Annotated in this window: 13 protein-coding genes; 6 read left to right on the plus strand and 7 right to left on the minus strand. The window is 35.9% G+C overall.

The annotated features are described in order from the left end of the window. Window positions 1–25: 25 nt before the first annotated feature. From MR054_RS01735 to rhaM, 6 genes are all read left to right on the plus strand, one after another. Window positions 26–3160 carry a SusC/RagA family TonB-linked outer membrane protein gene (locus tag MR054_RS01735; protein WP_242155563.1) on the plus strand — a complete coding sequence of 1045 codons (3135 nt, stop codon included), beginning with the start codon at window positions 26–28 and terminating at the stop codon, window positions 3158–3160. Between the two features lie 11 nt (window positions 3161–3171). Next, entirely contained in the window at window positions 3172–4677 is a 1506-nt protein-coding gene (locus tag MR054_RS01740; protein ID WP_242155572.1) for a RagB/SusD family nutrient uptake outer membrane protein, read from the plus strand. Window positions 4678–4826: 149 nt separating this feature from the next. After that, window positions 4827–6542 (plus strand): hypothetical protein, encoded by a 1716-nt coding sequence (locus tag MR054_RS01745; protein WP_242155574.1) that lies wholly within the window; start codon window positions 4827–4829, stop codon window positions 6540–6542. A gap of 38 nt (window positions 6543–6580) precedes the next feature. Continuing rightward, a complete protein-coding gene (locus tag MR054_RS01750; RefSeq protein ID WP_242155576.1) occupies window positions 6581–8446 on the plus strand; it encodes a beta-L-arabinofuranosidase domain-containing protein in 1866 nt (621 codons plus the stop codon). A 19-nt stretch (window positions 8447–8465) separates the two neighbouring features. Continuing rightward, entirely contained in the window at window positions 8466–10247 is a 1782-nt protein-coding gene (locus tag MR054_RS01755; RefSeq protein WP_242155579.1) for a hypothetical protein, read from the plus strand. 43 nt (window positions 10248–10290) lie between these two features. Next, on the plus strand, window positions 10291–10605 hold the full coding sequence (rhaM, locus tag MR054_RS01760) for an L-rhamnose mutarotase (protein ID WP_242155589.1): 315 nt from the start codon (window positions 10291–10293) through the stop codon (window positions 10603–10605). A gap of 1241 nt (window positions 10606–11846) precedes the next feature. On the opposite strand, the gene MR054_RS01765 is transcribed toward rhaM, so the two are convergent. From MR054_RS01765 to MR054_RS01795, 7 genes are all read right to left on the minus strand, one after another. Further along, entirely contained in the window at window positions 11847–13271 is a 1425-nt protein-coding gene (locus MR054_RS01765; RefSeq protein WP_242155591.1) for a sulfatase-like hydrolase/transferase, read from the minus strand. Between the two features lie 98 nt (window positions 13272–13369). Then, complete coding sequence (locus MR054_RS01770; protein WP_242095154.1) at window positions 13370–14149, minus strand: T9SS type A sorting domain-containing protein; 780 nt, start codon at window positions 14147–14149, stop codon at window positions 13370–13372. 89 nt (window positions 14150–14238) lie between these two features. Continuing rightward, the gene (locus MR054_RS01775; protein WP_242121684.1) at window positions 14239–15156 is read right to left on the minus strand and encodes a glycoside hydrolase family protein; all 918 of its coding nucleotides are present in this window, start codon (window positions 15154–15156) and stop codon (window positions 14239–14241) included. 21 nt (window positions 15157–15177) lie between these two features. Then, window positions 15178–16836 (minus strand): RagB/SusD family nutrient uptake outer membrane protein, encoded by a 1659-nt coding sequence (locus MR054_RS01780; protein WP_242095152.1) that lies wholly within the window; start codon window positions 16834–16836, stop codon window positions 15178–15180. Between the two features lie 11 nt (window positions 16837–16847). Continuing rightward, a complete protein-coding gene (locus tag MR054_RS01785) occupies window positions 16848–19883 on the minus strand; it encodes a SusC/RagA family TonB-linked outer membrane protein (protein ID WP_242155593.1) in 3036 nt (1011 codons plus the stop codon). Window positions 19884–19968: 85 nt separating this feature from the next. Beyond that, window positions 19969–21732 carry a RagB/SusD family nutrient uptake outer membrane protein gene (locus MR054_RS01790; protein ID WP_242155595.1) on the minus strand — a complete coding sequence of 588 codons (1764 nt, stop codon included), beginning with the start codon at window positions 21730–21732 and terminating at the stop codon, window positions 19969–19971. A gap of 39 nt (window positions 21733–21771) precedes the next feature. Continuing rightward, window positions 21772–24867: a SusC/RagA family TonB-linked outer membrane protein gene (locus MR054_RS01795; protein ID WP_242155597.1), complete on the minus strand. Its 3096-nt coding sequence runs from the start codon at window positions 24865–24867 to the stop codon at window positions 21772–21774. Between the last annotated feature and the right edge of the window lie 70 nt (window positions 24868–24937).

Consider the following 24937-nt stretch of genomic DNA (forward strand, 5'->3'; position numbering starts at 1 on the left):
CTTAAAACCAATTAAACTAAATTTTATGAAAATTGTCTGTATTTTTAAGGAAAAAGGATTGTATCTTCTTTTTTTTCTATTCTTTTTAAGTTTTAAAGTATCTGCTCAAGATACAGTTTCAGGAACTGTTAAAAGTAAAGGCTTACCATTGCCAGGGGCCACAATCACTATTAAAGGAACAAATACTGGAACTGTTTCAGATTTTAATGGTAAATATGAAATTAAAGCGAAATCTGATGCTGTTTTGTTAATTTCGTTTTTAGGATACGAAACGCTTGAAGAAAATGTTAATGGAAGATCCGAAATCAACATTAATCTTGAGGAAAGTCAAGAGGAACTATCAGAAGTTGTACTAGTTGGTTATGGTGCCGTAAAAAAGAGTGATTTCACAGGGTCTTCTTCAAAAGTTGCAAACAAAGAATTAGAAGAATTTCCAATTACGAATCTTGAAAGTGCTTTACAAGGCCGTATGGCAGGTGTAAATATAACTAGCACTTCATCAGAGCCAGGAGGGGGGGTCAGCATCCAAATTAGGGGAGCAACTTCTTTATCTGGGGGAAATCAACCATTATATGTCATTGATGGTGTACCTCAATTTAACGATGCTTCACGTTCTGCAGCTGAAATAAATGGATTTGCTCCAACTAATGCTTTAGCTTCCTTAAATCCGAATGATATAGAGTCTGTAGAAGTGTTAAAAGACGCTTCGTCTGCTGCGATATATGGTTCAAGAGGTGCAAATGGTGTAATCATTATTACAACTAAAAAAGGAAAAGCAGGAGAAAGCAATATAACTTTTGATACTTTTACTACGATTGCCGAAAGACCAAAATCCATTCCACTTGCCACTGCAAGAGAGTTCGCAACCCACATAAACCTAGCAAATACAAATCTTGGCGGAGAACCTTATTACAATGGTGAAGAAAGGTTCACAGTGGATGGTCAACAAAGTGTGATCTTTCCCAACCCTGAAGAATTGGGTCAAGGTACAGATTGGCAAAGAGAAATATTTAGGTCTGCCATAACAAATAATTATCAATTAACGGCAAGTGGTGGGAATGATGCTGTAAGATATTTACTCTCTGGAAATTATTTAAAAGACGAAGGTGTTGTTAAATTTTCAAAATATAGAAAAGGCGCATTTAGATTAAATCTTGATGCCGATTTAAATAAAAGATTAAAAGCAGTTGTGAATCTCAGTTATTCCGCTGATTTAAATGACAGAGCAGAAAGTACAAATCTAAGCACAACTCCTGGAGGTCTATCTCCAAGTGGTTCTATATTAAAATCTTTAATAACAAGTCCAGCACTTTCAACAGATAATCAGCTTTATCAAGTTTTTCTTCTTCTTCCTGATAGAGGCTCCTCTTCAGGATTATTAAACCCATTATTAGATTTAGAAAACACTATTAACCAGAGGCGTTATAATATTTTTCAAGGAAGTATGGATTTGACTTACAAATTTAATGACAACTTAAACTTTACAGTGAGAACGGCATACAACAGAACATTTAGTGCCAATGACAGCTATTGGAATAACTTAACGGCCTTTGGTTATGATGCTAAACAAAGAACATTTCAAAGTGATTGGAGAACAAATTCGTACATAAATGAAAACTTTCTTACTTATAATAAAAATACCGAAGATTTCAATATAAATGTCGTTGTTGGTAATACATTGCAAAAGGAAGATGGTAGAGGTGCAGTATTAAATGCTGAAAATTTAAGTATTCCAACAAATAATGGTCTTTTCCTCATACCTCTTTACCAAAACATATCAATCCCTCAAAGAAATTTTGTTGAATCGACATTAGTATCAGGATTTGCAAGAGGGTCATTTAGTTATAAGGGCAAATATTTATTAACTTTAACGGGAAGGGCAGACGCTTCTAGTAAGTTTGCTGAAAATAAAAAATGGGCATTTTTTCCGTCAGTTGGTTTAGGTTGGACGTTTTCAAGCGAAACATTTTTTGAGGAATTCCGTAATGTAATTTCAACTGGAAAGTTCAGGTTTAGTTACGGAACTAGCGGTAATCAAGCAATAAGTCCATTCCAATCTTTATCAACATTAGCACCACTGAATTTTGGGTTTAGAAACGGTCAAGCTACGGGTATTGTTACTAATTCCTCTGAAAATAAAGATTTATCTTGGGAAACAACAACACAAATAGATTATGGTCTGGATCTGTCGTTCTTAAATAACAGATTTAACCTTACATTGGATCTGTATGAAAAAGAAACTGAAGATTTATTGCAAGCTAAAGATATTCCTTCGGAATCTGGATTCAATTCCATATTATCCAATTTTGGTACAATTAAAAATAAAGGTTTTGAAATCTCTTTGTCCGGTAAAATTTTAAACAAAGAAAACTTTGGATGGGATTTTGCTTTTAACTATGCAAGAAATGAAAATGAAATAGTAGATTTAGGAGAAGGTGTAGAATTTTATAATGCCCAAAATGGTCAAGCAGATTATACGCACAGACTAAGAGTTGGCGGTCAATTAGGAGACTTTTGGGGATTTGAAACAGATGGGTTACTAAGCGCTGAGGATATTACAAACGGTGCTCCAACATTAGGTGGATCCACATTTGAAGGAGATTTAAAATTTAAGGATACCAATGAAGATGGAGCTATTACTGATGCTGATAAAGTGCTTCTTGGAAACGCTTTCCCAGATTTTACAATAGGAATTTCCAATAATTTTAGTTTCAAAAATTGGGAATTGAATTCATTGATTGTAGGGAATTTCGGAAATGAAATTTTAAATCAAAATTTATTATATGGTACTTATGGATCATATTTTGGTGTACCTACACAAAAATACTTAAGCGACTTTTGGACACCTGAAAACAAAGATGCCTATTATCCTCGACCTTCAGCAGGAGCAGTTAATAATGTTACTTCTGATAGGTTAATTGAAGATGGTTCCTTTTTAAGGATTAAAACACTATCACTCGTTTATAATTATCAATTGCCGAATTCCAAAACTAAGTTTAGATTTAATTTAACAGCACAAAACCTTTTTACATTTACGGATTATAGCGGATATGATCCTGAGGTTAGTGGTTACGGACAAAGCATTCTTACTCCTGGTATTGATGTAGGTAGTTATCCGAGAACTAGATTATGGACTATTGGAGCTCAAGTACAATTTTAAAAAATAAAACTATGAAGAATTTAATTTATTTAGCCTTGGTATTATTCTTATTCTGTCTTACTTCATGTGAAGAGGAATTAAATGAAGTACCACTTACAACGATTTCACCGAACAACTTTTATAAATCGCAGTCTGATTTAGAACTTGCAACTTTAGGAGCAATAGGAATCCATAGTAGTTTAGATTTGTATTCTTGGGGGATACACTATGCTCAAACATGGCCAGCCGGCGATTATAACAGAGGTCCTGGTGACCCCTGGGAAAACTTGTCCTTCGAATCTAATTGGTATTTTTCCAGCTTATTATGGGATGCAAATTATAGATTAATTAATAACGTAAACTTAGCTTTGGATAAGATTGATGGTGTACAATTTGATAGTGAGGAAAAAAGAAATGCACTAGTAGGAGAACTTCATTTTCTAAGGGCAGTATCATATTTTGATCTAGTAAGATTATTTGGTAAAGTACCTTTACACTTAAGTCCAACAGTTGATTTAGCAGGTTCCTCTTTACCAGAATCTGAAATTGCCGATGTTTACGAAGCCATAGTATCAGATTTAAAAGCAGCTGAATCTATATTAGACATAAATAACGCTTATGGAGATGGCTACGCAACAAAAGGTTCGGCTGCTGGCCTTTTAGTAAAAGTATATGTTTTTATGGCTGGGTATCCACTAAAAGATACATCCAAATGGACTATGGCATTAGAGCAAGTGAAAAAAATTGTAGATGTAGGCAATCCTTCAGTTTCTGCTTCTCCCTATAATTATTATCTAGAGCCTGACTTTCAAAATTTATTTTACCTAGTTATTTCTCCGGCTTTTTCTGGCTCTGGTGGATCAGGAAGCGTGACAATAGGTCAGCCAGCTAACGAAAATGGCCCAGAGGCTGTATATGAAATTAATTTTGACCAAACCCCTGGGCTTATTTCCTCTGCATTTCCAACTTCAGTTAGTGGACTGCTTATCAAAGATTGGTTAAGAACATACTTTGAGGATAATGATTACAGAAAAGAAGTAACCATGGTTACGACCGATACAGACCCTCTAGGCTCTATGTTTCTTGAGAAAAAATTTCAAAGTACAGGAAGTACTTGGTATGATAATTCAAACAACTGGCCATATTTAAGGTACGCTAATCTTATATTATATCTGGCAGAAGCTGAGAATGAAGTAAATGGTCCTACTCCACTAGCATTTAGCGCGCTAAACGCCATTCGTGAAAGAGCGAGAAAAGGTAAAAATGGTGAACCAGAAAGAGCGGTGCCCGCAGATTACACAACGGCAGATGCCAGTACAAAAGAAGAGTTTAGACAATTATTATACAGAGAGCGTATTTTAGAATTCGCCTGTGAAGGCGAGAATTGGTTTGACTGGATAAGAACTGAAAGACTTGAAGAGTTGCTTAATTTCCAAGGTCGCTCTCAATACTACAGACCAAGATTAGAGTTTTTCCCAAAGCCACAGTCACAAGTTACACTGTCTAATGGAAATATTAGTCAAAATACAGGTTATTAATAGTGCAATAGCAAATCACTAACAAAACCTCATTAGGAGTTATTAAGCTCTTTCTAGAATCTAATAAGAAGTTTGTATTATAAACATCTTATTAGATTCTGGCAATCATGATAAATCTGGAAATTTTTTACAATACCAGAAAATATAATATGAAAAACTTATTATTAAAAAATAATTGTAGAGCAATTATAATATTCTTATTATCAATAAATAACCTCTTCGCTCAGGCTAACAAGAACGTATTCAATGAAAAACCTGCTGGATTTGACTATTTTATTGGGATTGTTGGAAACCCCTCAGCACCAAATATTGATTGGAGTGATAAACAGCTTATTGAATTGAAACAGCTTGGAGTAAACATGTTACAATTAAGTATAGCTTGGGGTGGTAAACCTGCCGATGAAGTTCTTAATCTTGAAGATTTGGATGAGGAGCAAAAAGCCAAGTTTAAATATAGAATAAAGCAAGCCAAAAAATTTGGTTTTAAAACTATAGCCCATTTTGGTATTCCAAGAATGCTCAACTATGCACCAATTCTTCCAGCTTGTATTATGGATGAGGATATCAAGAAAAAATATGTGGATTTGATAAGTGATTTTATGATTTCCTTTCCAGAAGTTGACGACATCTTAGTTTACACATACGATCAACAGGCTTGGATATGTAGCGAATTTGGACCATGTCCTCGTTGTAGTGGATTACCCCTAGATGAAAGGTTACCTGGTTTTTTAAACCTTCTCAATAATACAATACAAAAGTATAGACCTAATGGTTCAAGATTATGGTGGAAACCATGGGAGATTTCAAAAGGTCAAACTATAGCAATATTAGAAAAGCTTAATACAAAAGGGTTAGGTTTAATGCTGAATCCTTCAACCACAAACGAGGTTTATCCTTTTAATGATAGATCCTTTAAATCTGATTTGGGAGTTAAACGTTTTGTTACCCTAGCCCGTACTAGAAATATACCCGTTATTGGAGAATTTGATCATACACTATATAAGCCTTTATATCAGATAGGAGACTATTTTCCTAGACTTGTATACGAAACATTGAATGGATGGAAAGAACTTAATATTCAAGGAATTAAGGAGTATTATGGTTTTGAAAGTTCTAACTTTTCGGTTAATTATGAAATGCTAAAAGCTTGGGTAAAATCTCCTGAGGAATCCCTTGAATATTTACTTAATAAAATAGCTGCCCCATATGGGGAAAAACGCTCCGGTTTTATGAAAGAAGCATGGGAGCTTGTTGCTCAATCTGTGGAGGCATTTCCTTGGGATGTAACTTATTTAATAGGGCCAATGGGGTTAGATCTCTCACAAAATGGCACTCATAGTTGGCAACCAGCAAATATTCCTAATGCAACTTGGGATACACCTATATGGGAAGCTAACAGAAGAGCTAATTTTATGTTAACAGATTCTAACAAGGCCCATCCATGGATTTTTGAAGACGCTGGTCTAAGATTAGAAGATGCCGCTAAACTTGGCTTTTTAGCTGTAGAATTTTTTGATAAGGCTATAGCTGAAAATGGGATAAAAATCGAGGAAATCAAAGAACAGAGAGCAATTGTTAATAAAACATCGAAATCTCTGCGAGGAGTATCTATACATTATTTATTAACTCTCGCTTCACAAGATGCAAGAATGGCACAAATTAATGATGATCAGTTTCAATTAATTGTTAAAAGAATCGATAAACTTCTAGTAAGAGATCTAGAAAATGGTAATAAAGAAGCAGAAAAAAAACTAATTGAGTTTAGACAAAACCCAAAGCAATGGTTACAATTTAGTTTTAATCCAAGAACTCATGAATCGATCAGCTATCCCGATTGGAAAGTATGGACTGTTCCACAAGATTAAATACGACTTAACTTATTAACATTTTACATAATAAAATAATGGCTCATAAAAGAATTTATTTATCGGTAGTAGCACTCCTTTTCTTTTTATTATCATTTGCTCAAAAAAAGGATGTTCTTTTTCCACTCCCTTCAAATTCAGTTCATTTTGAACATATTTTTGAAGAGGCCATACAAAGATCAATTGAAAACTGGATTAAAGGAAGTGTTCCTTATTCTGCACTTGTAGATAAATTTCGTACTGGGAGGTCATTTTTTGCACAAGGAGAAATGTGGGGTAAAGCAGTTAGGTCTGGTTGTATGTTTTATAGATATACTCAAGACCCAAAACTTAAAAATATTCTAGACAAGACGATGAAAGATATGATGAGTGCCTCTAGACCTAATGGAAGTATTAGTTGTTCTACAATTGAGAACCAACCCGATGGACCTGGTGGAGATCTTTGGGAGCGAAAATACGTGCTGTTGGCCATGCTACAGTATTATACAAATGTGCAAAAGGATTCAACAGTACTTAATTCAATGATTGGGCAATTGGATTGCATCATTGACCAAGTTGGATATCCTCCAAAAACCAGTATATTAGACTTAGGATGGAGCCCTAATAAAATAGAATCTAGCACTTTGCTGGAGCCAACAATGCGAATCTACAATTTAACACAAAACCAAAAATATTTAGATTTTGCTACCTATATCGTTAATGAAGGTGGCGCAAAAGGCTACAATCTTTTCCAAGCTGCTTTAAATAATGTAGACCCATATAAAATGGCTGGTGTATACCCCAAAGCTTATGAAATGATGTCACTTTTTGAGGGACTGGTAGAATATTACAGAGTAACTAAAGAAGAAAAATGGAAACAGGCCGTATTGAACCTTTTTCACAACATCATAGAAAAAGAAATTACCATAATTGGAAATGGTGGAGGAGACCAACCTTACCATCCAAAAGTACTTGGAGAAGCATGGGATAATACAGCAGTAGAACAAACCAATCCAGATATGGAAAGGATGATGGAAACTTGCGTGGGTGTTACTTGGATGAAACTTTGTAGTCAATTATTACGTCTTACGGGAGACCCTCTTACGGTAGATATGATAGAGAAGTATGCCTATAACGGACTTCTAGGAGCCATGAAACCCGAAGGGGATGGCTTTAGCTATGTTAATTTACTCAATGGAGTGAAAACTAATGCAGAAGGTTGGGGAGGAAATGTATCAGGCGTCTACATGACCTGTTGTAATCTCAACGGTCCTATGGGACTGGCATATTTACCTTACGTTGCAGTAATGAAATCTAATTCTGGTCCTGTAATCAATTTATATGAAAAAGGTTTAGCTTCAGTTGATTTATCTGAAGAAAATAAGGTCGGTTTTAAAATTGAAACAGATTATCCCAAATCAGGAAATATAGCTATAAATGTTTCACCAAAAATAACTGCGAATTTCAATTTAAAGTTACGCATTCCTGCATGGAGTACTGCCACAATCCTAAAAATCAATGGTAAAGAATACCCGGCTAGTGCCGGCACTTATGCTGATATAAATAGAAAATGGTCAACGGGAGATTTAATAGAACTACAATTAGATATGAGATGTCGTATTATTGATGCACCTCAAGGTAGCAACCGAAAAGGAGATCATTTTAAAGCTCTGGTAAGAGGTCCGATTGTATTGACAAGAGATGAAAATTTAGATGAGAACTATGACAAACCAATAAATATCATTTCAAAAAATGGCCTTGTAGAAATCATAGAAAAGCAACCTACTTATGATCACATAAAATTTCAATTCAAAATTCCGACAGAAAGTGGCCATATAGACATGATAGACTATGCATCTGCTAACAGCTGGTCTGGTAAAAAAGTTTTTACATGGATTCCATATGAACCAGAAATAAATAACTAATACAACTTAAATATTTAATATGAAAATTATAAATTATGTACTAATTATTTTACTATTGACATCATGTGTTACAGAAAATAAGGACGGTAAAGAAAAAGAATTTTTAAATCAAGACATTGAATATAAAGTTGGCCTTTTAGGAGCACCCTCCTATCCCGATGTGGAATGGAATGATGAAAATATGCAAACCATGAAAGACTTAGGGTTCAATACCATGCAACTTAATATTGCATGGGGGTATAGACCAGGAGATGATCCATTAAATTTGGAAGATGTCTTAGAGTTGCCAGAAAAATTCAAATTGCCCATAGATATAGATACTACTTTAAACAAAAATGTTGGGTCTAGCAAAACTTTTATACGTACTAAAGATAAAATTTCGGTTCGTGCCAAAGAGCTAAAACATAGAGTAGCTATTTGCAAAAAATATGGATTTAGGAGTATCTTTCATTTTGGAGCTCCCTTTGTAGCATATCCTGCAAATGAACCTTTATCACAATGCATTTCTAATGATGCTACTATTGATAGATATACTACACTCATAAAAAATTTTCACAAGGAGTTTTCTGGTGTTGATGACTTATTAATTTATACATATGATCAAAATGCTTGGTTATGCAGTGAGTATGGTCCATGTGAACGGTGTCATGGCGTTCCTTTAGATGAGAGAGTTTCTAAATTTATTAATACATTGGCCAGCACCTGGAAATCCCTTAATGGTGATGGAAGAGTGTGGTGGGAGCCTTGGGAAATTTCAGCAGGTCAAACTTTTAGTATTGTAGATAAGCTTGATCCTGAATCTGTTGGTTTATCTCTTCATTCAAGTATTGCAGAGGTTCAAATTGCAATACCTGCCGATAGGTGGTTTAAAAATTTGGTAAACCTAGCAAATGAAAATAATATTCCTGTTTTAGGCGAAGTATGGATGGGAAGTGCCACTGAAGAGGTAGAACCTTATATAAATATTCCAACGCCTCTTGCCACTTTAAAGGCATTAAGAGCAGTAAATAATTCTGGTAAACTAAAAGGAATTAAAGAATATTATGGAAATATTCCAAATAGAGAAGATGTAAACTTGCGAATGACTTCCATATTCTTTTCTAACCCAGATATTTCAGATAATGAAGCTTTGAAGCAATTGGCAGAGCCCTACGGTGAAGTAGCAGATAAAGTAGCAGAATTTTGGGAATACTCATCCGAAGCAATTGAACTCTATCCTTGGGATATTTCTTGGAATTCAAGAGAAATAGGGAGAATAGACCCTATTCATCTCATGTCTGCCGCTACACTTAAAGGCGTTAGCTGGGAAACTCCTTCTTGGCAGTCTAACCGCAGGGCTGGCTTTATGAGAACGTCTGAAACAGAGGAACCTCATTATTGGATGTTAGAAGATGCTCAACTTCGTTTTGAAAAAAGTGCCGAAAAAATTGGAAAAGCATTATCTGTTGCCAATGAAATTAAAGATGATGTGCCTAATGGCTATAGGGAAAGTTTTAATTCAAGCATTACAGAATTAACAAGTTTGCGAAAAGCATTATTATCATACGTTTATCATATTAGAGAAACCAATTTATCCTCTTTAATGAGAAGCTCATTGAAGAATACAGGAAAAATCAAGGAATCTAACCTTAACGAATTAAGGTCTATACTTAAAAAAGATATCGAAAATCAGGGTACCTCAGAATTTGTAGGCCCTGCACTAGACCTTTTGGAATCTGATGTCAACCAATTTTTAGACACCTATTTTAAAGTGACGCCTTTTACAGGGCAAAGAAACGTTTGGTCTGTGACATCAAAATAAAATATGGTTAAGCTATTATTATGTCTATTTATAATTATACAAAATGATTAGGAAAGCATTTAAAATGAAAGTTTTTCCAGATAAGATTGATGAATACATAAAAAGGCACAACCCTATTTGGAAAGAACTTGAAGATACCTTAAAGTCCCATAAAGTGAGAAATTATAGTATTTTTTGGGATAAAGAAACAAATCTTTTATTTGGTTATGCTGAATTAGAATCGGAAATAAAATGGAATAAAATAGCCAACACTGATGTTTGTAAAAGATGGTGGAATTATATGTCTGATTTAATGGAAACAAATGAAGATAATAGTCCGGTATCCATAGAACTCGAGCAAGTTTTTTATTTATTTTAAATAATATCTTCCAGATTGATCCTTAAAATTAGCTTGACTATTTATATATATATAATTTAAAACCAATTCTTAATTAATCAAACAATATGTTTGATGTTACCCTATAGTTGTACAAAATCCTGAGCATAATACAATCAATTACATAAATCAAGCCAATACTTTTTAAATAAAAAAAAAGATTTTAGCAATTTTAATACTATGGTTTCTTGTCGGCCTCAATAATCCTAAAAGTTCACAGTCAAAAATCCGAAAGGTATTCTTATGAAATTGAGAGTAGCTACATTACACCTAATAGCTCCTAGCTGTAAAAAAATTAAAAATAGAACCACATTTAAGCGATTTAATATAGGTAGAAGGAACATATCCATTAAAGGTTGTAGGAAGAGGGGCCAGGGCATCCAATTGCCCCTGATTTCCTATAAGTAGATCCTGGGAATATGTGAATTGAAAAATGAAAGTAAATAATAAAAAGTAAAGCTTTTTCATAATGGATTGATTTAGTATTAGTCTATATTTTGGTAACACCGAATCTTCACCTTTTTTATTGTTGAAGGCCATTTGAACATTCAGTATCTCTCAAAACTAAAACCAACGATCCATAAATGTATCCTGCACAATGCTGTACACCAAAGCTTATGTCGAACAAAAATATAACAGGATAAAATTAAAATTTCACCAATTCCAATACCTTTATATAAAGTGATTTCGGGAAAAGGACATTGGACCATCCGACCGTTCCTATATGCAAATTTTACAGTGAAATTTATATAATGCTAAGAGACAAACTTGGCGACTATGATTAAGAAAGAACAATTGCGCTTCAATAAAATATCAATGTTTAAATTATTATAAGTTTTAACTGCATAATTGATCAACATAAACCATTATTTAGTTTGCGTTTAATTTAAGGCTGAAACGATCATACCTCTTAAGAAATTATCTCGGACAGAGGCAAAACTGATTCACATTTCTGGTCTACAATTATGGATAACAGCTTACATTCAAACAATTTGAAAATAGCGTTTGTAAGTTACTATTTTGAATCTGGTTTTCGATTCAACCAAAAATAATAATCTCATAGACGAAACCTTTAAAAAGAATTAAAAGCTATAATAAGCAACAATAGCATTACCAATAATTATAACTATTTAATAGATCTTGGTATAGTTGACAGTCAACAAATAACATGTTTTGAATAAATGATTATTTTTTATTCTTGAAACACTAAAAAAGGTTCTAAACTATTTATTTTTTACAATTTTCTTTTCTATCGGATTTTTATACAAAACAGGTTTGTTTAACATTAAGTATTTATGGATGTGATAAGTGATCTCCATCCATTCGTCGTCTTCTTTCCATAAAGGTGAACTCATCTCTTTTTCCCAAGAACTAAGTTTGCCTGTTAAATCTTCTAATCCAAGAGTATCTATTTTAGAAATATCTATAGTTTCCTTAATATCATTATTAAGATTGTACATAGTAGACCCAAAGTCTTCTAAACGAATTAATTTTTTAGGCCCAACCCTTATCGCTGCTTCCTGAAGTTTACGCCAGTATAATGCCTCGTGCGGATTTCCTTTTTTATCTTCAATTAGGTAAGGTAAAAGATTAACACCATCTAAGTTTAAGTTTGAATCCTGCGATATATTTCCCGCAGCCATCGATGTGCTAAAGATGTCCAAAGAGGATGTTAACCCATTAAAAGTCTGGGTACCTTTAATCTTTTTTGGCCAACTTACAATAAAAGGTACGCGATGCCCTCCTTCAAATTTATTACCCTTCCATCCCTTTAGATGACCATTATTGGAATCGTTGTTATCTGCCCCGCCGTTGTCGCTTAGAAAATATATTAAGGTATTATCTAATAGGTCCAACTCTTTTAATTTACGTCTTAATTTACCAATATTCTCATCCAAAGACCATGTCATTGCTGCTAAATGCTGTCGTGGATGATCTTTATATTTTTCGAGATCTTCCTTTTTTGCTTGCATAGGTGTATGCACTGCGTTGTAGGCTAAATACATAAAGAAAGGCTCATTTTGGTTCTCCTCAACAAAACTTACCGAACGGTCACCCAGGATGTCGGTTAGATACCCCGTAAATCTCACCGGATTTCCATTTTGCTGTATCATATGGTTTTCCGACGGGTTCTCCAAAGGAAAATAGGAACGGGAACCGCCTAAGAATCCGTAGAATTCATCGAAACCTCTTTTATTGGGATGGTCTGTTTCGGTCGCACCCAAATGCCATTTTCCAATGGCGATGGTCTTGTAATCATTTTTCTTAAAGACGTCGGCCATAGTTACCACATCATCAGATAAACCAATATCTCCGGAATGTTCATCTCCGGTACCGTTAGCCTCAAATCCAAAACGCTGCTGGTACTTGCCGGTTATAAGACCGGCTCTTGAAGGAGCACAAACGGTGGCACTTACATGGGCATCAGTAAAAATAACACCGCCCATAGCTAACTTATCTATTTCCGGAGTATCCAAATCTTTGGAGCCCATAAAACCAAAATCCATATAACCGGCATCATCAGCAATAATAACAATGATGTTGGGTTTTGAGTTTTCATTACTTTCTTCCACAGATGCCTCTTTCGACCTATGGATACAGGAAAACAGAAGTACGATTGCAATGATTTGATAAACGTATTTCGGCATGGATTATTTATAGTAATTAGATTAAAAAGGATAGAGGTATCTGTTTTTGTAAATAGGTAACCTCTATCCGAATAATTGACACTATTAAGACTTCAATATTATTGTTTGATAAATTTGAAGGAGCCTTGAGCATCTTCAATGTAAGCTTTCATAATATATAAACCGTCTGCAAGTTTTGATATATCTATCTGACCTGTTGTATTAGAAATAACCTGATTCATAACCTGCTTGCCGACTATATTATAAACCTCTATATTATCAATATTTTTTTTGGCTGATAGATATAAACGATCTTGTGCTGGATTTGGATATGAGCTAAAGCTAAATTGCTTTAAATCATCAATACCTAGTGTACTCTCTGTGATGCTAACATTATCAAAATAAGCAATTCCTGAATTTTTATATAATTTAATCGTTATGGAAGTTATTCCAGCAGGAACAGTATACGCTGTCGTAAGCGTGGTATTTACATCTGTAGCAATATTACTTATGGCAACTGTAGTACCTCCATCCTCTATCACCTCACAATATAATACTTGTCCTGTATTGCCGGTTCCATTTGCAGCTCCTGCTTGTGCACGCCCTGAATAAGTGATATCATAAGTCACCCCGGGCACTACCGTAACCGTTTGATATAATTCAGAATAATTATTTACAGCTGATAGACGCACACAAATTGTTCCATCAAAGGATCTATCAAGAGCAGGGTCAGTATTAGGATTTTGTTGTCTTACCTCACCCCATGTAGTACTTTGCCAATCTTCAAAGACATTGCTAGATACTAATAATTCAAAGTCTCCATTCAAAAGCAAATTCTGAGCATTTAAAGCTCCTACAAAAGCCATTAAAATGGCAGTTAAAAATAATTTTGTTTTCATATTTGTTAAAATTTAAATGGTTAATAAATAATATTTGTAATTGTTTGATTTTCATGCTGATAACAGCATGAAAGTTGCTTGTTTAATTTTTAGTCCTTACCGGGCCCAATAAATACATTGGGTTTAAAATCTGCATAATACTCGCCTAACGGCGTTAATTCTCCATTTGAATCAAAAAGTGCCGATGAAGTCCCTGCGGAAGAACTTTCCTTAAACGAAAACCATGAATAGCGCTTCACATAGTCTAAATCCTCCAGTTTCGGGAGCACACCTTTCATGAAGTTGAGCACCTGTTCTGGGCTAAATTTATTATCTTCCGGTGTGGCTGCCGTCCAGTCTGCCACCGCAAATTCTGTAATCCAAATAGGCTTACCATATTCGTTCCATACATCCTCCAACATATTTATAAAATTGTCTACACTAGCTCCTCTATAAGAGTGTACGGTAACAAAATCAACTCTAAGATTTTCTTCAGTAGCCCGTTGCATGAATTCTTTCATCCAATCGTTCAAAGGGTTAGTTGTTGCAGGGCTCCCTAAAGGGACGCCTACTTCCATAAGCTTTGGCCAGCGATCTATGGCTTCATCCACGGTCATATTCGCCTGATCAGTTTTATCTGGTTCATTAAATCCAAGAAGGTAGTGCATTTTACCCGCATCCCTAAAAACTTTCAATTCAGCAACTCTTTCATCGTTAATATTCCACTTTCCCCATTGCATGGGCACGAATTCGGTATATTCTGGTTTCATGTCATAGACCTCACCACTCAGTCCAGGCCCCCAAGTATAAAACCAGTGTGCTTGTAAAGTGGATATTTTAGTTGAAAATCTATCAGAACTTAGTGTAAAGCAAACACCCTTTTTCCCAACTGCCTCAGCATCGGGAGTTGGAGGGACAATAAGAGGAGCATCAATTTCTTCGTAACCGAATTGATTAAGATTAAATTTTCTTTCGCATGACGTGAAAATGATTCCAAAAACGATTAGTGTTCTAAATATATTATTCATAGTCTTTTTTTTAAGTTTTATTTACCATCCAGTATTCTGAGTTAAATTTTGGTTTTTATTAAGTTCAGACTGAGGAATTGGGTATAGATTCATTCGCTCTTCAAAAGTTCTTGTTTCAAGTAATTTCTTCTCAAAATCAAAGCCTCCAAAATCACCCGGTGTTATTTCCATTTGGAATATATCGGTAGTCTGTTGCCCGATTTTCCAGCGACGGATATCCCAGAAACGATGATCTTCAAAAGCTAATTCTACCATACGCTCATTGCGTAACTTATCACGAAACTCTTCTTGACTCATTCCTGTTGGGAAGTTTGGCATATTTGCACGTTGTCTTACTTCGTTTACTGCATCAAGTGCGGTCATTCCCAAGTCGGCAGCATTTTCCGGCCCATAAGCCTCATTCATAGCCTCGGCATAATTTAAAAGTACTTCACCATATCTGAATAATACCCATGTATGTTCTCTGGTAGTTGTATTTGTAGGGAGAAGATTAATAGCTTCTATAACATATTTTTTAAGGTAATACCCCGTTTTTGTCGCATTGATAATTGGTGGGCCATTTGATCCTCCGAGAAAACTACCGACTGTTTGGTCTTTCCAAGTAGATCCATTTAGGATAACTGTTTTTTCTAAGCGGGGGTCCCGACCTTCATAAGGGTCTGTGGGATCGTAACCCGATGCTGGATTTGTAATAGGAAGACCATTAGTTTGCATCTCGTAGGCATCCACTAAATTTTGTGAAGGACAGGTTCCTGTATTACCCCCTTCGTAACCTATTGGGAAGTTTCTTCTTTCAAACCCATTTGAAGGCCCTTCACGACGCTCAAAAATTAACTCGTTACTGGTGTAGTCATTTACAACATTTGAATAATTATTCTCCAATGTGTATTTATTCAAATCCATAACTTCTTTGGCGGCGGCGGCGGCACTAACCCATAATGCCGTATTGTTACCCGTATTGTGCAACGGACTTGCTGCATACAATAACATACGAGCCTTTAGAGCCAGCGCTGCCCCTTTGGTAACCCTACCCGTTTCTTGAACCGAAGAAAAGTTTTGATAATCTTCCGGCAACTCTAAAGAAATAGCATTGCACTCACTGACAATAAAATTGACGATGTCGTCAAAACTATTTTGCTGGGCGTTTATAGCCTCTTCCGGGGTTAAAACATCGGTAATAAGCGGTATATTTTTATAGCGCTTTACGAGCTCAAAATAAAAGAATGCTCTTAGAAACCTGACTTCGTACTGATAGTTATTAAATTGTTCAATAATTTCTTCGTAATCTACATTATACTGGTCTTCCAAAAATCCTTGACCCTCAGCCTCCATTAAATACATGTTAGCGGCACGAATACCGGAATACATGTTGCCCCATACATTGTCTATAGGTTGTATGGCACTAAAACGACCTTCATTGAATCTTTGAACATCAGATAGGTCCCACACGTGTTCGGCCTCATCTGAAGCAGATGACCGCATAGCGCCGTCTATACTATTAAAATCTGTGGGTAAATAACTGTATATATTTGATACGAAATTTTTAGCCCGGTTAAAGTCATTGAATACATCTTCCTTACGATTAAAGGATGTTTCGTCGTAGTCTAGATAATCACAATTACTAACCGAAAAGAAAAGAATTGCGAGTAGTCCGTGGTATATATATTTTGATATTTTCATAGGTATTTTTATTAAAATTCAATTTTAAGTCCAAGGTGATATGAGGCCAGCGTCGGATATCCAATTCCTATCGCTTCCGGATCTGCATCCCGTATGGCATCAAAAGAAAGTACGTTCATACCTCGTCCGTATAGTTTTGCCTTCTTTATCGCCAACTTACTAACCAAATGATCCGGAAAATTATAGTAGATCTCAAAACGTCTTAGTTTTAAATAATCTCCACGGGTTAACCAAATGTCGTTTCTACGGAAATTATTGTTGTTTTCTAACAATGAAAGTCTAGGTAAAGTAGCTGTTTGAGCCGTTTCAGGTGTCCAGCTATTTGCAGAAAAATCAGAAAGAGTGGCGTTTCCTCTTAATGGCCAAAATACACTTGGTGTATTTAAGTAAATGGTTTGATTAGCGATACCTTGGAAAAGTATATCCACTCCAAATCCCTTCATTTCATATCCAAAATTTATTCCGTAATAAATTTCCGGATACCCCCCGGCATAACCTATCGGTACTACGTCTAAATTATCTATTACACCGTCGCCGTTCTGATCCTTGTATTTTATATCACCAGGTCTAACTTCAGAGAATAATTGCTGCGGGCTATTATCAATATCGGCTTGGTTTTGAAAGAAACCTAGAGACTCTAAACCAAATTGCTGTCCTACCGGATTCCCCGTTTCCCTTAAGTAGTCATAGGGCTGAAATTCTTCGTTCATCTCGACAATCTCATTTTTGGCAAACGTAAAATTACCTCCAATGAAGTACTTGAAATCGCCTACTTCCTTCTTCCACAAAAGCGATGTCTCTAATCCTTGACTTTTTACTTCTCCTGCATTTTCTATGGCAGTAGTAACCCCAATTAAAGAAGGTATGGCGCCACCTGTTCCAATAAGAATGTTTTCACGCTTATCATAAAAAACATCCGCAGTCATGGATAAGCCACCTAATAATTTCAAATCAATTCCAATATTAGTTTTAATGGAATTTTCATAGGTTAAACCTACAGTAGCCAATCGCCCTTCTGAAATGCCTCCCGAGCTGTTATTATTGCTAGTAAAATAATAACCACCTCCGCCTCCGAACGCCTGTTCAGCTAAATTATAGTTCATCGAATCATTACCACTTATACCCCATGACAGCCTTAATTTCAAATAATCTATGGTCTTACTGTCTTTCAGAAAGTTTTCACGATTTACAATCCATCCAGCTGAAAAGGCAGGAAAAAAACCAAAACGATCACCATCGGGCAATACACTGCTGCCAGCATAAGATAAAACATGGTCAATAAAGTAACGGTTTTTATAGCCATAAGACGCTGACACCATTGAATTCTGATGTAAGAAGGTATTATATTGCCCATCATTTACCCGTTTGTCTTGATGATACATTAATGATGCATTAAGTTTGTGATTGCCCCAAATTTTATCGTAATTCAACTTACCATAGAGCGTCGCGTGCCTTACCTGATCTCCAAATCCACTACTAAAATTTAAATCTGTTTCACTTCCAAAAACAGTTGCAAAACTGTCAATAATCTCACCTGTTAAAGGATCTCGTAAAAACGATAAACTTTCATATAAAAATTCACGAATTCTATTTTCTGTATAAACTACCTGATTATCGTAAGCTAAAGCTAGTTCTGCAGATAACCCTTTCACCAAGCCACTTAAGTCTTGAATAATTTGACCATCCACCATAATTTGTCTTCCATTGGGTTGGCGTACACCTGTTGAAGACACCAGAGCCACAGGGTTATTGTCATAAAATTCAGTCCCGCCAAATTCTCCGTTTGGGGTTCTAACAGGAAATGCCGCTGAAGGAATTCTGTAAAGTGCATTCATTATACCAGATACCTGGGCTCCTGGTACTGTTCGACCATCAATATATCCTGTAGCATTAAGAATAAATTTTGTTGTGTTAGTCACATCAAGGTCAATATTCGTTCTAAAATTAAAACGATCATATTTCAATTGGCTATCATAGCGATTATCAAAATTGGTATTATCAAACAACCCTCTTTCATTTTGATAGTTTACAGAAGCGAAGTATTTAAGTGTTTTCGATCCACCTGAAAATCTGCCACTAATGTTTGTGGTATTTCCGAAATCTCGAAATGTCTCATCGAACCAGTTTACATTTGGAAGTAAAAAGGGATCCTCGTTGCTCTGGAAACCAAATAAATCTTGATCAGAATATACAGGAGCATTTCCATCAAGAATACTTGCTTGGTTTACTGCTCTGGCATAATCATAAGAATTTAAGAACTCAGGCTCACGAAACGCGAAATTCCAACCTTGATCAATAGTGAATTCAGCCTTTAAGCTACCTTTATTTCCCCGCTTTGTAGTTACCAGTATCACCCCATTTGCACCTCTTTGACCATATCTGGCTAAAGCCGTACCATCTTTCAATACCGATACACTTTCTATATCAAGTAGCGCAAGGGTGGATAAATTTCTCTCAAAGCCATCAACTATGACCAAAACAGAATTGTTGTTCAAGGTTCCTCGTCCTCTGATATTTATACTAGGGTTTCTATTCCATGGTTCACCACCATTTTGCAGAACCATAAGCCCCGTGAGCTGCCCGTAGAGGCTTTCAAGCGGATTGTTAAGTGAACTCTTCTCCAGTTCATCTGAATAAACTACATCTATGGATGATGTAGTCTCATCTACAGACTTTGAAAGTCCAAACCCGAGATTAACCCTCTTATCGCTATTATTCAACTGTACTTTTACTTTTTTGGTTTTGACCAGAACAGTTTCTTCCATATCGCCGAGGGTCAATTTTATCAGTCCATTAACAAGAATATTTAATGTTGCAACACCTGATTCATCTGTTTTAACTAATTCGGAGAAGTTATCCATTGATTGTATGATCACACCTTCCAAAGGAAGGCCCGAGCCATCTTCAACATATACACTGACTTCTTCTGCCTGTCCAATAACTACCTGAGTCGAAAGGATAAGCGCTAAAACACATATAAATCCTCTAAATCTTAAGTTTACATATGTTATAAGATGTTGTAAACCTAAGGAAGTTATACTGTTCATAATGCTATTCTTTAAGGCTTTGTTATTTAGTTGTCCTAGTTTGTATTTTTTCATTTGATAGTGATTAGTTGTATTCAAGTTGTAGTTATTCCCATCCCGGGTTTTGCACCAAACCATAACCTTTATTTATTTCGTCTGGCGGAAACGCACTTAAGTACCATTTTGGAGAGAAGTCGTTCTTCCAATAGCGCTCTGGAAGCTCGTTAATTTCGTATGTAAATTGACCGTTCTCACGTATTGTATTAACGCCATATATTGGTGTGGTAAAACTGTCTTCCATTTTCCAGCGAATAATATCAAACCAACGTACTTCTTCCTGATAAAATTCTAGAGCTCTTTCCTTTAACACGGCCTCCCGAAATTCTACTTGAGATAATCCGGTTGGAAGACCATTTAAACCTGCACGATTTCGAACGTAATTAACAGCGTCATAAGCAGCTTGCGTTGGTCCTCCATTAGACTCGTTTAAAGCCTCTGCATAAGACAAATAAATTTCAGGCAATCTTAAATATGGCCATTGTACTATTGATTGCACAGAAGTAGCAGTATTTCCATCTAGCCAAAACTTTCTTTGTCTAAAACCGGATTTGCTTCCGTTATGACCGATATTCCTTCTCTCTCGGCCACCAATCCATAATTCTGCTGTACGTCCTCTATAACTGTCACCATTTACCAAAACACTTTCATATAATCTCGGATCTCTATTGGCCCATGGGTCATTTGGATCCCATCCAGAACCTGGAGCATCTATCGGGGTGCCATCTGCCATGGGAAACATATCTACATAATTTCCCGTAGGAACGGCAGCTCCGTAGTTTGAACTCTGGAAAAAATAATATGAGGTTGCCCAAAAACCTTGAGTTCTAAATCGTACTCTTGTACTAATTAGAATCTCACCATTTCCTCGTTTGTAATAGCCATCTTGGAAATCCTGTCTTGGGTTTCCAGTATTGACGAGATCATATCCTCCATTAGCATTAATATTGTCTAGTAGATCCTTTGCAGCCTCCGCAGCCCGGGTCCATAAATTGGAATCGTATCCACCATGCCAAGTCATATTTTTATCAGATGCTTCGCCGGCCATAAAGGGTTCATTGCTATTAAATAAAGGACTCGCTCCAAATAACAGTACCCGAGCCTTCAAACCCATAGCTGCCGCTTTTGTAAAGCGCCCATCCCAATTAGATAAATCCTGTATCGTCCAAGGTAATAATGGAATAGCTTCATCAATAAGAGACACTATATTATTCATGGTTTCTTTTGAAGTTGATCTGGGTAAAAACGTGTCTTCGGTGGGAATATAAGCATGGTCTACCCAAGGCAAACCTCCAAAATGTCGAAACATGTCCGTATAGTGAATAGCAATAATCATCTTGGCCTCTGCTTTCAACTGTTCTTTATATTCTGTGGGAGCATCTGGTACACGATCGACATTCTCGATAATGTTCCATCCAATCCGAATACCTTCCCAGCTTTCTTCTTTAGTGTAATGATATTTGGTGTTAGAAGCATCATTTTCTACCGCTGCAGAATACTGACCATTATAATAAAGTCTATTGGGACCACCCCATGCCAAAAAGCTTGTACCTATATCGGTCAGGGATTCTAATAAGTCCATACCTATTTTATTGCGTTTGGCAGGCCAACCTGTGTTTAAGCCATAGGGTAAGGTTACGTATCCACGCCACAAATAACGTTCGGTTAATTCTATTGAGTTAAAAATAGTATCTGAAGTGACATCTATACTCGGTTCTTTTTCAAGGAAATCATTCCCGAACTCAACCTCTTCACAACTGTTAATAACCAATGCTAATAATGCAATGATGTAAATTAATGTCTTTGTTTTCATAAGTGCCTTTTTTTATTTTTCATTATTTCATTTACTCTTTTAAAGGAAATTAACCTTAACTCCTAAATTGTATACTTTCGTAAGCGGATACTGAGAATCATTAGCTGTTCTAGATTCAGGATCCGTTAGATCAAGCTTAGAAATGGTTATAAGATTCAATCCATTCATGTAGGTCCTCAAATTACTTATACCAATACTTTTCAAGAATGCACTCTTAAAATTATATCCTAATTCTACATTTCGTAACCTTGCATACGATGCATCACGCAACCAGAAATTGGAATCTTTGGTATTATTTTGAGTGCCGACCAAAGTCATTCTTGGATATGTGGCAGAATCGGCTGTTTCTGGTGTCCATCGGCCATCGGCCATGTACTGTAGCAATGAACGATTCAAGGTTGCCCCAAAAGCAACACGGTAGGTTTCACCCAAATACCTTGAAGTATTTGTAGCTCCTACCCATGACATCGAAAAGTCCAGATTCTTGAATCGAAAACCCATATTGAGACCAAAAACATTAAAAGGATATACAGGATAACCAATGGCTCTCTGGTCATTTTGGTCAATCACACCATCATCATTCAAATCCTTATATACCATGTCCCCCCCTTGTAGGTCATATTGATGATCTGGCAGTTGGTCATTGCCGGTATCAGTGTCATTGTAGAATTTATCGAATATGTATCCAAAGGGTTGTCCCACCGGCAGACCCGTTCTGTATAAATAATCTTCTGTTTGAGGAACTTCATCTTGGAAAACAATTTCATTCTTGGCATGCGACATGTTTGCATTTATCCAATATTTAAAATCGTCATTAACAGTATGATTCCATTCGAGTTCTATTTCAAAGCCTTCATTTCGAACTTTTCCTATATTAACCGCCGGTAAGTCGTATGCTACAAATCCAGGTACTGTACCCCTAAATGTTAGAATGTCAGAGCGATTTTCTATAAAATAATCTACGTTAATACCTAGTTTATTTTTAAGAAATTTTAAATTGATACCATAATTTTGTTTTTCGGATGTTTCCCATGAAACATTTGGATTTCCAATTTGGCCTTCACTAGCAGCTTGCTGGTTCTGTGGATTATCGGTTCCAAAACTATAGCTCCCATCAGACGGATCGTAACTATTTGGAAGATATAGAAAACGGTTTGTTCCCGGATCTCCAATTCGGTCATTACCAACTAAACCATAAGATACTCTTAGTTTAAAAAAATCTAAAAATGATTGGTTTTTCATAAAGGATTCATTCGTCAAAACCCATCCCACAGATGCTGCCGGAAACGTTCCAAACCTTCTATTCCTTGCAAAATTTTCTGAACCGTTATACCCAATACTTAAATCTAAAAAGTACTTGTTTTTGAATTCATAGTTTACACGCCCAACAAAACCTACTAAACCTCTAGGAATATCTGGAAACTGCTCAGGATAATATACCTTTTGTTGGTTATAAAGAGCCAATGCTCCTACATCGTGATCTCCAAATGAGTTTTTATAACTCAAACCTCCTTCTAAATACCAATTTCTATCAGTACCGTAAGATTCGGAGTAGCCCAAATTACCTGCAGAACCATTTCTTTGAAACACAATTTCATCACTACTTTGGTCTGCATTTGGATCGATATCCCTTAAGTAGACCGGTGTGTAATTAGGTAAAGAAGAATTACGTATTTTTCTGTGGACATAATCTGTATTGTAGGCAAATTTTGTTCGGAATTTTAATCCCTTTAAAAAATTAAGATTTTGGTTTAAACCGATATCAAAATTTAGCCTATTGCTAGTAATATTTGTATAACCCTGGCCATAATAATAACTTAAACCATCTTTTTTATTATCAGGAATGTAATCGTTACCAATAAGAATCAGTTTCCCATCAATTATACCTGGGCTTGCAAAAGGCACCGACCAATAAGTGTTTCGAAACAATTCATTAAAATTACCATTTGTGTTGGGGCGATTAGTGACGCCAACGCGACCCCCGATGGTAATGGCCAATTTAGTGGTGCCGGTAATATCAATATCCAAATTAGTTCGGTAATTATACCTTTTGAAAGAAAAATTGTAATCATAGCCTGTCTCAAATGTTTTGAATAGGCCATCTTGATTCAATATTCCCAAAGACACAAAATATTTAACTTTTTCAGTACCACCGGTTAAATTAACGTTTCCCTGAGATTGTGATGCTGTTGGTTTTAAAATATAGTCTAACCAATCTAAGTTCGGAAACATGATCGGATCTGAACCCGTCCTAAAAGCTTCTACAACTTGAGGTGTAAAACGAAGTTCTTCAGGAGATAAATTTGGGTTGTCATTCAGTTCTGCTTCATTATATCTCAGTGCATATGTATAACTATCTGCAAAATCGAGCAATCTGGTTGGTTCCTGAAGACCTGTTGAAAAACTTGCGGATATTTTCGGCTTTCCAAACTTACCTCTTTTAGTTGTGACCAAAACAACACCATTGGCTCCTCTAACCCCATAAACCGCTGTAGCAGATGCATCTTTTAATATGGAAATACTTTCAATTTCGTTGGGATCCAGCGATGTAAAAGGACGCTCCACACCATCTACAATAAAGAGTGGAACTGATCGTCCCTCGGATAAAGAGGCAATACCACGCAAATAAATGTTAGGTTCATCCGCGCCAGGTTGACCGGAAAACTGAACTGTCGCAAAACCTGTTACCTTACCTGCAAGAGAATTTGCTATATTAGGAGCAGGTGATTTCACAAGCTCTTCAGATTCAACTGTACTTATGGCTCCCGTCACAGCGATCTTTTTTTGCTGTCCATAAGCGACTATTGTAATTTCATCTAAATCAGTAGTACTTACATTCAATGTGACATTTATTGAATTTTGGCCACTTACACTTATCTCTTGAGTCTGAAACCCGATATAACTAAAAATTAAAGTGCTTTCGGAAGAAACATCTATTTGATATAGCCCATCAAAATCTGTTATAGCACCATTGGTTGTGCCTTTTTCGAGTATCGTAACCCCTGGAAGTGGGAGTCCTTTGTCATCGATAACCAATCCTGAAACTTGTATAGTCTGTGCGTACAATAAACCGTTTATTCCCAATAAAGTGATTACTGTTAGAAATAAATGAATTCGTGTTTGTTTTATTTTCATAGGGTTTTAATTTTCTTAATTTTTGTTGCTTAGTTGTTTTTTAAGTCTTGTTCTTGAATTCAGAATATTT

The sequence above is a fragment of the Aestuariivivens sediminis genome, assembly GCF_022662105.1.
Classification (GTDB): Bacteria; Bacteroidota; Bacteroidia; order Flavobacteriales; family Flavobacteriaceae; genus Aestuariivivens; species Aestuariivivens sediminis.

What these genes read in the sequence shown, in the direction of transcription:
- MR054_RS01735 (WP_242155563.1), top strand. Translation starts at nt 26, where the DNA reads ATGAAAATTGTCTGTATTTTTAAGGAAAAAGGATTGTATCTTCTTTTT.
- MR054_RS01740 (WP_242155572.1), top strand. Translation starts at nt 3,172, where the DNA reads ATGAAGAATTTAATTTATTTAGCCTTGGTATTATTCTTATTCTGTCTT.
- MR054_RS01745 (WP_242155574.1), top strand. Translation starts at nt 4,827, where the DNA reads ATGAAAAACTTATTATTAAAAAATAATTGTAGAGCAATTATAATATTC.
- MR054_RS01750 (WP_242155576.1), top strand. Translation starts at nt 6,581, where the DNA reads ATGGCTCATAAAAGAATTTATTTATCGGTAGTAGCACTCCTTTTCTTT.
- MR054_RS01755 (WP_242155579.1), top strand. Translation starts at nt 8,466, where the DNA reads ATGAAAATTATAAATTATGTACTAATTATTTTACTATTGACATCATGT.
- rhaM (WP_242155589.1), top strand. Translation starts at nt 10,291, where the DNA reads ATGATTAGGAAAGCATTTAAAATGAAAGTTTTTCCAGATAAGATTGAT.
- MR054_RS01765 (WP_242155591.1), bottom strand. Translation starts at nt 13,271, where the DNA reads ATGCCGAAATACGTTTATCAAATCATTGCAATCGTACTTCTGTTTTCC.
- MR054_RS01770 (WP_242095154.1), bottom strand. Translation starts at nt 14,149, where the DNA reads ATGAAAACAAAATTATTTTTAACTGCCATTTTAATGGCTTTTGTAGGA.
- MR054_RS01775 (WP_242121684.1), bottom strand. Translation starts at nt 15,156, where the DNA reads ATGAATAATATATTTAGAACACTAATCGTTTTTGGAATCATTTTCACG.
- MR054_RS01780 (WP_242095152.1), bottom strand. Translation starts at nt 16,836, where the DNA reads ATGAAAATATCAAAATATATATACCACGGACTACTCGCAATTCTTTTC.
- MR054_RS01785 (WP_242155593.1), bottom strand. Translation starts at nt 19,883, where the DNA reads ATGAACAGTATAACTTCCTTAGGTTTACAACATCTTATAACATATGTA.
- MR054_RS01790 (WP_242155595.1), bottom strand. Translation starts at nt 21,732, where the DNA reads ATGAAAACAAAGACATTAATTTACATCATTGCATTATTAGCATTGGTT.
- MR054_RS01795 (WP_242155597.1), bottom strand. Translation starts at nt 24,867, where the DNA reads ATGAAAATAAAACAAACACGAATTCATTTATTTCTAACAGTAATCACT.